Here is a 12,491-nt window from a genome sequence, read left to right on the forward strand (position 1 = left end):
CATTGGCGCAATCAAACGACAATAAAATTCAATCGCTCGTGCATTCGTAGAAAAACGCGCCTTATCATTGCACCTGCAATCCATCAATCCTAGAGGCGCAACTGATGGGAGGAGTGATGGGGACCGTATCGCGGTTTCATGACCGGACAAGACCCACCGCGCACCGTATAGAAAGCGAGGAAGAGGCGATAGCGACCGCACGCCGTCTTGCCGCGAACTTCGCGCTGCAGGCCAGCGAGCGAGATATCAATCGGGTCTTTCCTCGCGCGGAACTCGACGCCCTTTTTCAGTCGGGACTGACGGCCGTCACAGTTCCCCCTGAGAACGAGGGGCTGGATGTCGCCAACGCACTTCTCGGCGAGATCGTCGCCATCATCGCTGAAGGCGATTCTTCGATTGCCGAGTGCCTTGAGCATCATTTCACCGTACTCGAACAGTTCCGGAACGACCCGAGCGAGGAGCGAAGAGACTTGCTCTTCGCTCGTGCGCTCGCCGGCGATCACTTCACGGCGACAGCCTTCGACACGGCGGGCGCAGCCAGTCCGCTCGGTGTCGCCTATGAACTGAAGGGGCGGAGCTTGAGGTCCCCCGGCCTGCTTTTCGCCGATTGGATCGTGGCCGACGCAATCGATGCCGAGGGCGAGCAGGTTCGCTTCTATCTTGCCCGCGCGAGCGAAGGCCTGCAAATCATCGATGACTGGGATGGTTTCGGACAGAGGACGAATGGTGCCGGGACAGCGGTCGCCCAGGGCGTCACCGGCGACGCGAAGGCTGCAACGGACGATGGGCCGCGCCGTCACACGACGGCTTCGGCCCTGGCTGCCCTTCTCCATGCGGGCACAGACCTCGGCATTGCCCGGGCCGCTCTCGCCAATCTTCGGGAGTTGCCGCGCTCAGCCGATATCGGAAAGCTTGCCTTCTCCGTGCAAGCGGCTGCCGCGCTCGTGGAAAGTGCCGGCGGCAAGCTCGATTTTTCTCAGGTCGGGCCGTCTGCCAGCACGATCGATGCCGCGTTCTTCTCTGCTTCCACCGCCAAGATCACCGCAAGCCGGACCGCCCTTGATGTCGCCAACGCACTGTTCGAGCTGTCGGGCAACGGCGCGACAAGCATCGGCCGGAATCTCGATCGATATTGGAGAAATGCACGCATTCGTGCGAACGATGCGGCCGCTGACGATCTGTACCGGGCGGCCGCAACGCACTATTTCGGCGGCTGACGTTTAGTTGGCGACCGAGAGAGCCGCTTCTTCGTCGGCATCGTCCAGTTTGTTGCCGGATGCGACGAATTGCTCGAGCGTCATGTTGTCGAGAATGTCGGCGATCGCGTCCCGGACCTCAGTCATGGAGCGCCGCACCTGACAGGTCTCGGGATCCGAACAGTCGTCACAGGCTTCGAAGGCCGTACGGCTGGCACAACGGATAGGCGCTAAAGGACCATCAAGCGTACGGATGACATGGCCGATCCGAATTTCAGATGCCGGACGCGACAATGAATAACCGCCGCCCGGGCCTTTCTTCGAACGAAGAATGCCGACATTTCGCAATTCCAAGAGAATTGTATCAAGGAATTTCTTTGGAATGTTGTTGCGCGAAGCAACGTCATTAATGAAGGCCGTTTCCCCCGGTGCAAGCCGCGCCAAGTCGACCAGTGCCTTCAAACCATACTTTCCCTTTTTCGTCAGCATTTCTTGTTGCCCTACGCCCCCGTACTCTCCATCCCATTATTCAGCAAATAACGCCAAAACCGTGAACACACAACAAATAGCTATTATTTATATAGTTTATATTCGCCTTCCACTTTCCCTTAGACATATCGGCGCTTGCGCCCGACTTCACGGCGCGATGGTCCTTTCGAGCAATCGTTGAAAAGGCTCACGATTCCGGCAAGCAGAAGAGCTCTACCTTCTCCGGGAACCCCTTAAACGCGTGCCGCCCGGCCGAGACGGCTTCGGCGCGCGCCTCTTTCCGAAATCTGCCTGACATCAAGAGCGGGACGCGCAAGTCTCCGCACGCCGTCTGGATGCGGCTGACGAGGTTCACATCGGGGCCGATCAAGGTGAAGTCGAGGCGACGGCCGGAGCCGATATTGCCGTAGCTGACTTCGCCATGGTGCAGGGCAATGCCGACATTGAGAGCAAAATCCTCGAACTCAAACCGATCAATCTCACGCAAAATGCCCTTGGCTGCCATCAACGCCGAAGCGCTGCTGCGGGCAGGATCGTATCCGGGAAAGAACGCAAGGACGGCATCACCCATGAATTTCAAAACTTCGCCGCCTTCCCGCGTGATGGCGGGAATGACCTTGTCGAAATAAGCGTTGAGCAACTCGAGCACGCTGTTGCTTGGCAGCCTATTCGAGATCTCCGTGAAACCACGCAGATCGCAAAGCAAAAGAGCCGCCTCGATGGATTCGATCTCTCCTTGCCGAACTCGCCCGGCAAGGATGCGCTGCGCTGTCAGCGGACCTATATAAGTATCGAGCAGGCTGAGTTCGACTTGCCGCATCACCCGCAATTCGCAGGTGTTGCGCAACGCTGGTAGGATCCGCTCGAGAACCTGAATTTCGGCAGGCGTAAAGCCGCCCGGTCGCCGTGTGCCGAAGGCCGCCGCACTCACCGGCCCGTCGGCATTGCAAAGAGGCGCGATCATCAATTGCACGAGCCCACGGCCGGCAAAGATATCAATATCCTGCCAGCGCCCATGCATACTCTCGCCCAGCCCGACGACGAGCGGCTCGCGGCTGTCCATCACCTTGCGCAAGGGACTGCTGGCAAAAGTCTGGCGCGCGCTATGTTCGCGATCGTGGATCTCGACCGGGTCGCCGGGAGCCCAGGCGAGTGTGCGGCCGATCAGTTCCGGATGAAGCGTCATGAGGTGAAGCGTCAAGCGATCGATCGGCAGTCCTAGTAGCAGCAGGCGGCGGCCGAGGGTGGAGATCAGGCCGGGCTCATCGAGCGCATGGCATTCATCGCCGGAGAGCCACTCGATCAGCGACAATAGTGAGTTTGTACTGGCTGCTACGCGATCCGTCTTTGAAGCGCGCGTCTCAGTTTCGATTTGGAGGAGGCGGTTCATGGCGTTTCTCCCTGATGGCGGAGTGAGGCGCTAGTGAGCGCCGCCCCCGGACAGATGACCTGGCTTCTTCAGCAGCAACGTTGCGAGCAGTGCGACGAGCAATGCGGCACCGAGCACGAAGAACGTGTCGCTGAAGGCCATGATGTTGGCCTGCTTGCGCAGCTTGAACGCGATGGCAACGACGGCCTTGTGGGTGGCAACGGCCTGATCGCTGACACCGTGGCTCATGAAGTAGGCGGTCAGCTTTGCGACACGATCCCGGGTGGCTTCCTCGAACACCGAGACCGGATTTGTCAGGATGTTGGAATGGAATTGCTCGCGCTTGGTCAGAAAGGTCTGCAGGCTTGCGATGCCGACGGCGCCCCCGAGATTTCGCATCATGTTAAACAGCGCGGATGCAGAGCCTGCATTCTCCTGCTCGATGCCTGCCGTTGCGACGGCCGAGAGCGGCGCGAAAACAAGCGCCTGCCCAACGGCGCGGATGACGTTCGGCCAGAAGAGCTGGTCGCTCGCATAGTCGGCGGTCATGTAGACATTCATGAAGTTCGAAGCGGCAAACAGCGCAAAACCGACGGCGATCAGCAAACGAACGTCGAAGCGCTTCATCAGACGGGGCACCAGCGGGATCAACAACAGCTGTGGAATGCCCGTCCAGGCGAGGACCATGCCGATTTGCTCGGAATTGTAGCCCTGGATGCGCGACAGATAGATCGGAAGAACGAAGGCAGAGCCATAAAGGGCGATCCCGAGCAGGACGTTCGCCACAATGCCAAAGCCGAAATTGCGACGGGCGAGAAGCCTGAGGTTTAGCAGCGGATGAGCCGTCTTCAGCTCGATAATGAGAAACAAAGTCAACGAGACGACGGCGATGATCGACAGTCGGATGATGAAATCCGATCCGAACCAATCCTCTTTGTTTCCTTCCTCCAACACCGTCTGTAGGGCGGCAAGGCCGATTGCCATGGTGATGATACCCGGCCAATCGCCCTTTGCGAGCAAGCCGAGTTTCATTGGAGCGCGATCGAGCGACGCCCAGAGCATTCCCACCATCAGCAAACCGGGAAGCAGATTGACGTAGAAGATGAACTCCCAGCCATAGTTCTCGGTCAGATATCCGCCAATGGTGGGCCCGATGGCGGGAGCAAAGGTCGCCGAGAGGGCAAAGAGCGCCAGACCGATCGGCTGCTTGGGCTTCGGCAGCAGCGTGATGATAATGGTGAAGGCCATGGGGATCAGCACACCGCCGGCAAAGCCCTGGACAGCACGCAGCACGATCATCTGCTGGAGGTTCGATGCAAAAGCGCAGGCGACCGAAAATAGTAGGAACAAAATCGCGTTCGTCAGGAGGTACCTACGGACGGAAAAGACCTGAGCGAGCCAGCCGCTGAGAGGGATGACCACGATCTCCGCAATCAGGTAGGAAGTCGAAATCCAGCCGCCGTCGTCCTTACCCGCGCCGATCGCGCCCTGGATGTCCGCGAGCGAAGCGTTGACGATCTGGATATTGAGGACGGCCATGAACGCACCGAGCGTCGAACCGACGACGGCGCTCCACATGCGAAAGGCGCTCATCGCAGCTGCGGGCTTCGGAGCCGCAGCGTCCACAGGACGCGGGCTCGAATTGTTGGCGACGATCTGAAGTGTAGCCATGACGTCTCTCCTTCCGGCTATGCGGAAACAATCTCATGACGAGGTTCGGCTGATAATTCGGGAAAGGAGGGAAGGATTATCCAGTCTGACTGGATGATCCTTCCCGGGACCACCTATCTGACGGCCGCTTTGGTATCGATTTCCGGCTCGACGGACATTCCGGCGCGAAGCAAACCGCTCACTTTCTCGTCATCGATGACGATCTTTACCGGGATGCGCTGGACGATCTTGGTGAAGTTGCCGGTTGCATTGTCGGGAGGCAGCAGCGAGAACTCTAGCCCGCTCGCGGGCGAAATGCTGCCGACATGGCCCTTGATTTCCACGTCGGGGAAACTGTCCACCTTGACCTCGACAGGCTGCCCGGCGCGGACATGGGTGAGCTGTGTTTCCTTGAAGTTGGCGACGACGTAGACGGAATTGAGCGGGACAACTGCCATCAACTGCGTCCCCGAGGTTACGAACTGTCCGACTCGAATGGTGCGGGCGCCGACGGTGCCGTCGACCGGAGCGATGATCTTTGTGTAGGAAAGGTTGAGCTCAGCCTGATGCTGGGCGGCGGCGGCGCGCTCACGCTGCGCGACAGCCTGCTCGCGCTGTGTCTGAAGAACGGGCACCTTCTTTTCCGCGGCAACCAGCGCGGCCCGATCCCGTTCAAGTGCCGCCTGCGCCTGATCGCGAAGTGATTGGCTCTGTTCCGCCCGCGACTGCGTGCCGGCACCGTTGGTGATCAACCGCTGCGAACGGGCCGCATCGGAACGGGCAAAATCGAGCGTCGCCAGTGACGCATCGATCGTCGCCCTCGCCTGGCCGATGATCGACTGCTGCAGCTCGATCTGAGCATCGAGATTGGTGATGGCAGCGGTGGCTGCCTTTACGTCGGCTTTGGCCTCGGACAACGCTGCCTGATGGTCGCGATCATCGATCTTGGCAAGCACCTGCCCAGCCTTGACCGCATCGTTGTCGCCGATAAGGACTTCGGCGACGTAACCCGAAACCTTCGGCGCAACCGTCGTATAGTCGGCCTTCACATAGGCATCGTCGGTAGATTAGATGAAGCGGCCAACCGTCCAATAGTGATGGCCATAGTCGGCTGCAAAGGCGGCGCCGGCAAGAAGCGCAGCAGCAATGATCGTTCGCTTGACGATTTTGCGGCTGTTCTTGCCGCTGGCTTCGACGGCAGGTGCGACATCCGCAGCCGGTGCGACCGGGGCTTCGGCGACCTTTGCGACCGCGGGGTCGCCGGCGACCTCGAAGGCTTCCTTGCGGGGTAATTCGACCATTGTCCTTCTCCTGTGACTTGCCTCGCCACGCGAGGTCAAATTCGATGAGATGGACAATGCACCGTCAGGTCTATTCTGATAATCTGCTTAGATCGGGAAGGATCATCAACTCAGAGCGGATAATCGGAGAACCCCAATGGACCGGCTGACGAGCCTTGCAGTCTTTGGCCGCGTCGTGGAGTGTGGCGGCTTTTCAGCAGCCGCACGCCGTCTCAACATGTCGGTGACGATGGTTGGCAACCACGTGCAGTCCCTCGAGGACAGGCTCGGCGTCAGACTGCTCAACCGCACGACGCGCAAGGTCAGCCTTACGGAAACCGGCAAATACTACTACGAACGCTCCGCTCAGATCCTGGCTGACCTCGAGGAAGCCGACGGCATCGCCGGAGCGATGAGTTCGACACCGCGCGGCACGCTCAAGGTCTATACCAGCGCCGCTATCGTTCGCTTTCTGCTGCCCGTTGTCAGCGAATTTCTTGAGCTTTACCCTTCGGTCGCCCTCGACCTGAGCGTGGGGGAACGGATGATCGATATGATCGAGGAAGGGTGTGACCTCGTGATCCGCACCGTGCCGCCGCCAGATTCAAGCCTTATCGTCAGAAAGCTGACGCCGTGGAGGCACATCCTCGTATGTTCGCCAAACTATCTTGAGAACCATCCCATGCCGCGGGTGCCAGCGGATTTGACCAACCACAACTGCCTGCAGTATGCCTACTACCCCTACGGAGACGAGTGGCGCTTCGAAGGTTCAGATGGCGCCGAGGTGAGCGTAAAGATCGGCGGCAACATCGTATCCAATAGCGCCGAGACGCTACGGCACCTCACAACGACCGGTCAGGGCGTCTTCCTGGCACCGAGTTTCGTTGTGTTCGATGATGTTGCCTCGGGAAGTTTCGTTCGAATGATGACTGATTATCGTGCCGTCGAGTTCAGCATCAACGCCATCTACCCAAACCGCAATCACCTGCCCACGAAAGTTCGCCTGTTCATCGATCTGCTCGCGGAGCGCTTCGCGGAGCATCGAAAATGGATGACGTAAGGCCCTCGGTCAGTTCGTGTTTTGCGTCGGCGGTGGCGCGACGTTAGGGCTGTTGGCTCCGGCCGGCACTCTTGGTGCGGGGCTTGTGCCGCCGCTTGTCCAAACACTGAACGCCAAAACGACCATCGCCACCACGAAGACGACGGCGCCCAGCAACGCCCAGATGGAAAGACTGCGCCCTTCTCTGGACAGGGCCTCTTCCTGCGCTTCGTAGGCAGTGTGCCGATCGGTCGAGTGATCGTCCGGCCTGTTGTCATTGGCTGTCATCGTTGCACCTCCGGCAACGAAACGCAGCCGGTGTTCGGCAAGTTCCAGGAGATCAGATCAGAGGATCGCGGCCCTCGGCCACGCTGAGGTTCAGTTCGCGAGCGATGTCCTCTGCATCCCTTTTGCTGAGGCCGACGAAATCCCTACCGTCCGTCGCCGCCGGCAGGGACGTCAAGGTATCGATGATCGCCCACCTTCCACGTAGGTCCTGACGAATCTCGTAGCGGGGGAGATCTGGGAGATCTTCAGGTGGACAAGGTTCATCCGTCACGCTTCAAAGCTCCCTCGGTGTTCTCCTGGATCTTATCTGCTGCGATGCCCCCCTTTTGCAAGGCACTCTTTGGCTTAACCCTTTACATCAGGAACATTGGCTTTCAATTCCTTCAGCCATATCCGTGCGTTACCGTCGGACGGCGCACGCCAATCGCCACGTGGAGACAGCGAACCGCCCGACGTCACTTTCGGGCCATTCGGCGATGCCGACCGCTTGAACTGGCTGATCGTGAAGAACCGGAACAGGAAAACCTCCATCCAGTGCTTGATCACAGGCAGATCGAAGCTGCGGCGCTTGTCGGCTGGGAAGTGCGGCGGCCAGACGCCTGCCTCGGCATCCCGCCAGGCATTGTAGGCAAGGAAGGCGATTTTCGAGGGGCGAAGGCCGAAACGCGTCGTGTAGAAGAGAGCGAAGTCGTGTAGATCATATGGCCCGATCTTATCCTCCGTGCTCTGCATGACGCCGTTCTCATCAGCCGGAACCAGTTCGGGCGAAATGAGCGTGCCAAGAACACTCTCCAGGGTCTCATTTGCCTCCGCGTTGAAATCCCCGGAGCGGATCACCCAACGGATCAGATGCTGGATCAGGGTCTTCGGCACCGACGCATTGACGTTGTAGTGGCTCATCTGGTCGCCGACGCCGTAGGTCGACCAGCCGAGGCCGATTTCCGACAGGTCTCCGGTTCCGAGCACCAGCGCATTCCGCTGATTTGCAGCACGGAACAAGAAGTCGGTGCGTAGGCCAGCCTGGACGTTTTCGAAGGTCGTGTCGTAGACCGGCTTGCCGCCCGCGAATGGATGCTTCAGGTCCTTCAACAATTGCAGCGCCAGCGGCCTGATGTCCACTTCCTCGGCGGTGACGCCCATGCTCCGCATCAGCGCCCAGGCGTTCGACTTGGTGGCGTCGCCCGTTGCAAATCCCGGCATGGTGAAGCAGAGAATGTCCGACCGCGGCCAGCCGAGCTGGTCGAAGGCGCGCGCCGCGACGAGCAGTGCATGGGTGGAATCGAGCCCGCCCGAAATGCCAATGCAAAGCCGCTTGATGCCGGTCGAGCGCAGCCGCTTCATCAGCCCCTGCACCTGTATGTTGAACGTTTCGTAGCAATCCTGATCGAGCCGGCTTTCATCAGCCGGCACGAAGGGGAAGCGCGCAACATCGCGCTTCAAGCCTATGTCACCCTTCGGCTTCTTGAACGGGAACCCGACCCGCCGGAATTCGTGTTCGGCGGTGAGATTGAGCGTGGCCGCATCGTTGAACGTGCCGGTTCGCAAGCGCTCGAGCCGCAGCCGTTCAACATCGATATCCGCCACGCACATCTGCGATGTCGTCGGAAAGCGATCGGTTTCGGCAAGCATGCTGCCAAGCTCGTAAATGCAAGCCTGACCATCCCAGGCGAGATCCGTCGTCGATTCGCCGGGGCCTGCGGCGGAATAGACGTACGCGGATAGGCTGCGTGCCGACTGCGCCGAGCAGAGAAGCTTGCGGGTATCGGCCTTCCCGACAGTTATGTTGCTCGCCGAAAGGTTGGCGAGGATCAACGCGCCCGCCAACGCGCCGAAATCGCTTGGTGGCGCCGGAGCCCAGAGATCCTCGCAGATCTCGATATGGAAGACGAAATCGTCCATATCCTCAGCCGCGAAGATGAGGTCCGTGCCGAAAGGCACGCTCTCGCCGGCGACCCGAATGCTTTCGCCGCGGACGCTTCGTCCGGAGGCAAACCAGCGCTTCTCGTAAAACTCGCGATAGTTCGGGAGGTGCATCTTCGGAATGACGCCCAGAACACGCCCCGCGTGAACGGCGACAGCGCAATTGTAGAGCCGTCCGCCGCTCTGCAGCGGCGCGCCGATAAGAAGTACCGGCGTGAGCTCGCGACTTGCCCGGACAATCTCGCCGATCGCAGCATCCACGCCCTTGAGTAGCGCGTCCTGCCCCAGCAGGTCGTCGATCGAGTAGCTGGAGATCCCGAGTTCGGGGAACACCATGAGGCCAACGCCCTCGGCATGTCCTTGTCGCGCCAGCTCCAACGTCGCCTGCGCATTGAAATCGGGATCGCCGATCTGGCACGTCGGCGTGCAGGCCGCGACGCGGACAAAACCTTGATCATAAACCGAATAGAAATTCACCAATGCCTCCAGCAGCCACGCGTCTTATGCCTGACCATTACATCCAAAAGCCGCCAGGCAAAACCTGATCTCACACTGCCAGCGACCTTATTCGACATCACTCATGCAAGCTACGACCAGTATCCTTTAAAATGAAAGACTTATCACCAGTTGTGACGATGCAAAAATTTACAAAGCAGCCCAAAATAAAATTACGAAACTGTCATAAAACTATGGAAGAGACGGCCTATATCGCTCGCGCGCCGCATTTCGATTTACCCCTTTTCCAGAGCGATGAATGTCCAACCTTGTCCGCGTCCGTGCCGGGCTTCTTCGGGAAACACATCCCGGTGAGCGTCGTGTCGCGTTGACGCCGGAGGATGTGCGGCGCCTTTCCGGACGAATGTCGATTTGGTTCGAGCGCGGATGCGGCGTCGGCGCAGGCCATGCGGACGACGCCTATATCGCCGCCGGCGCAAAGCCCATCGAGTTCGCTGACATGGTATCCTCGTCGCACATGTTCGTCAGCGTGCGACAGCCGGCAGCCACGCGGGTATTTCCGGCGACCTCGATTCTTGTCTTCCTTGGTTCGAATGCACCCCAGGACACCCGTCCTCTCGCTGGACAGCAGCCACTCCATCTCGACATCGCCCAGCTTTCCGGGATGCAAGGCCTAAAGGGTGCGGATATCTCTTCGAGACAGGCAGCCATCACCGGTCACGCCGCCGTCTTGGAGGCAGCAAGGCAATTCGGCATTTCGCATCCGATGCTAATGGTGGACGGAAGCTTCGTACGACCGGTCAAAATGGCCGCCTTGGGCAGTGACGCAGCAAGCCTGCAGGCATTGGCGACCGCACGCCGCCTCGGCGCACTGACCCATGGCTTTGGCCTTGGAAAAGATTTGCAAGCGAAGATCGAACGACTCGGTGCCAAATTTCTCGACACGTCCTCGGAGCAAGAATTGGCGCGGCTTCGCCAAGAGCTTTCCGGTCCCCTGTCGAAGATGCAATTGATCACGACCAGCGTCGTGAATCCCGGTCAAACTGCCCCCGCGCTGATTGACGAGGACATGGTTTCGCGGCTCAGCCCGGGAACGGTCATCATCGATCTCGCCGCTGAAAGTGGCGGAAATTGTGCGCTGACCAAGTCCGATGAGACCATCAACATCTTCGGCGTTCGAATCATCGGCTCCACGACGCTTGCAAGCGACGAGGCAGCCGAGGCGAGCCGGCACTTTAGTAGCGGGCTGACAAATTTGCTGGAACACCTGATCGACGGACATGGCACTCTCCGGCTCGATCCCGGCGATTCCGTAACGGCCGCGCTCACGGATAAGGCGCATCCAGCAAGGCGCATTTTCACCATGATTCCGGCACGCGACTGAAGAAAGGATGAACGCGACCGCGCGACGAAATGCTGCAATGCAACATTGTTATCCGGATAACATGAACTACAAAAACGTGTTGAGTAACAATTGGTTATAGCCTGCGGTAGTAAACGTATTCTTGCGCAGAAAACGATAGTTGCCTTTGCGCAACACCCAAATTCCGCCTTGCAGCAAAACTCAATTTTGACGGTATCTATGATTGATACATTTGATCGGAAATGTAATTTGGCGCTGCGGACGTACCGCGTTTCCCGCAAGGGCTTGTACGAAACAATTTGGGGTAGGTAGAGCCGGTTTTCGGCAGTGATGACCTGTGCCCAATCGACAGAAGATTGGACTGATTATGAACATTAAGATGATCCTCATGAGCTCGGCGGCGGCCTTGGCTGCTATCTCGAGCGCACAGGCTGCTGACGCCATCGTTGCTGCCGAGCCGGAGCCGGTTGAATACGTCCGCGTTTGCGACGCTTACGGCAGCGGCTACTTCTACATCCCGGGCACCGAAACCTGCCTGAAGATCAGCGGCTACATCCGTTTCCAGGTCAACGCCGGCCCGAATGCCAGCGCGACCAAGGGCAGCGGCGCCAATGTCGCCAACGACTCTGACTGGGACGCCTACACCCGTGGCCAGGTTCAGTTCACTGCCAAGAGCGACACCGAATACGGCCCGCTCACTGGTGTGATCGTCCTGCAGACGAATGCCGACAACGCTTCCTCACAGGCGGCTTTGCTTGACTCCGCCTACATCGACATCGCTGGCTTCCGCGCCGGTCTGTTCTACAGCTGGTGGGACGATGGCCTCTCGGGCGAAACCGACGACGTCGGCAGCAAGGTTACGCTGCATAACTCGATCCGTTATCAGTATGAGGCGGACAACTTCTACGCTGGCATCAGCGTTGACGAGCTGGAAGACGGCTACTACAGCACCGGCGAAAACCCGAACAACGTCGGCGTAGCAGTCGGCATCGGCGGCAAGGCTGGCGTATTCACCTACCAAGTCACGGCTGGCTACGACACGGATAACGAAGAAGGCGCTGTTCGCGCCATGGGTACGGTCGCTATCGGCCCGGGCACCCTCGGCCTCGCAGGCGTCTATTCGAGCGGCCCGAACTCCTACTATCAGGCTGCTGAATGGGCAATCGCTGCTGAATACGCGATCAAGGCGACCGACAAGCTGAAGATCACCCCGGCTGTCCAGTACTACGGCAACTACGGCATCACTGCGGGCGACTTCAACGACAACAACGATGCCTGGAAGGTCGGCCTGACGGTTGACTATCAGATCGTCGACAACCTCTACGCCAAGGCAACCGTCAACTACCTCGACCCGGACAACGGCGACGACGTGACGACTGGCTTCTTCCGCCTCCAGCGCGCATTCTAATCAAAAAGCGGCGCCGCGTTTCTGCCTCTGTCT

General features: G+C 59.2%; 9 protein-coding genes and 1 pseudogene. 4 read left to right on the forward strand and 6 right to left on the reverse strand.

What is annotated here, in order from left to right:
• Positions 1-116 precede the first annotated feature (116 nt).
• Complete coding sequence (locus NBG89_RS12375; protein WP_431320210.1) at positions 117-1,217, forward strand: monooxygenase; 1,101 nt, start codon at positions 117-119, stop codon at positions 1,215-1,217.
• Positions 1,218-1,220: 3 nt separating this feature from the next.
• Here NBG89_RS12375 and NBG89_RS12380 read toward each other — a convergent pair whose 3' ends face one another.
• From NBG89_RS12380 to NBG89_RS12395, 4 genes and pseudogenes are all read right to left on the reverse strand, one after another.
• Positions 1,221-1,685, reverse strand: coding sequence for an RrF2 family transcriptional regulator (locus tag NBG89_RS12380; RefSeq protein ID WP_088695116.1), 465 nt, complete (start codon positions 1,683-1,685; stop codon positions 1,221-1,223).
• A 187-nt stretch (positions 1,686-1,872) separates the two neighbouring features.
• A complete protein-coding gene (locus tag NBG89_RS12385; protein WP_431320211.1) occupies positions 1,873-3,075 on the reverse strand; it encodes an adenylate/guanylate cyclase domain-containing protein in 1,203 nt (400 codons plus the stop codon).
• Positions 3,076-3,105: 30 nt separating this feature from the next.
• Entirely contained in the window at positions 3,106-4,725 is a 1,620-nt protein-coding gene (locus tag NBG89_RS12390) for an MDR family MFS transporter (RefSeq protein WP_431320212.1), read from the reverse strand.
• A 113-nt stretch (positions 4,726-4,838) separates the two neighbouring features.
• Positions 4,839-6,005: pseudogene (locus NBG89_RS12395) on the reverse strand (HlyD family secretion protein).
• Between the two features lie 136 nt (positions 6,006-6,141).
• Between NBG89_RS12395 and NBG89_RS12400 the strand changes: the two are divergent.
• Positions 6,142-7,044 carry a LysR family transcriptional regulator gene (locus tag NBG89_RS12400; RefSeq protein ID WP_431320213.1) on the forward strand — a complete coding sequence of 301 codons (903 nt, stop codon included), beginning with the start codon at positions 6,142-6,144 and terminating at the stop codon, positions 7,042-7,044.
• A gap of 9 nt (positions 7,045-7,053) precedes the next feature.
• Here NBG89_RS12400 and NBG89_RS12405 read toward each other — a convergent pair whose 3' ends face one another.
• Both NBG89_RS12405 and NBG89_RS12410 read right to left on the reverse strand, forming a co-directional pair.
• Positions 7,054-7,311 (reverse strand): hypothetical protein, encoded by a 258-nt coding sequence (locus NBG89_RS12405; RefSeq protein ID WP_431320214.1) that lies wholly within the window; start codon positions 7,309-7,311, stop codon positions 7,054-7,056.
• A 345-nt stretch (positions 7,312-7,656) separates the two neighbouring features.
• Positions 7,657-9,708: an NAD(+) synthase gene (locus tag NBG89_RS12410; RefSeq protein ID WP_431320215.1), complete on the reverse strand. Its 2,052-nt coding sequence runs from the start codon at positions 9,706-9,708 to the stop codon at positions 7,657-7,659.
• A 277-nt stretch (positions 9,709-9,985) separates the two neighbouring features.
• Between NBG89_RS12410 and NBG89_RS12415 the strand changes: the two genes are divergently transcribed.
• Both NBG89_RS12415 and NBG89_RS12420 read left to right on the forward strand, forming a co-directional pair.
• Positions 9,986-11,071, forward strand: coding sequence for an NAD/NADP transhydrogenase subunit alpha (locus NBG89_RS12415; RefSeq protein WP_431320216.1), 1,086 nt, complete (start codon positions 9,986-9,988; stop codon positions 11,069-11,071).
• A 346-nt stretch (positions 11,072-11,417) separates the two neighbouring features.
• Entirely contained in the window at positions 11,418-12,458 is a 1,041-nt protein-coding gene (locus NBG89_RS12420; RefSeq protein ID WP_431320217.1) for a porin, read from the forward strand.
• Positions 12,459-12,491 lie beyond the last annotated feature (33 nt).

This window comes from Rhizobium sp. YTU87027, assembly GCF_050644135.1.
Lineage (GTDB): Bacteria > Pseudomonadota > Alphaproteobacteria > Rhizobiales > Rhizobiaceae > Rhizobium.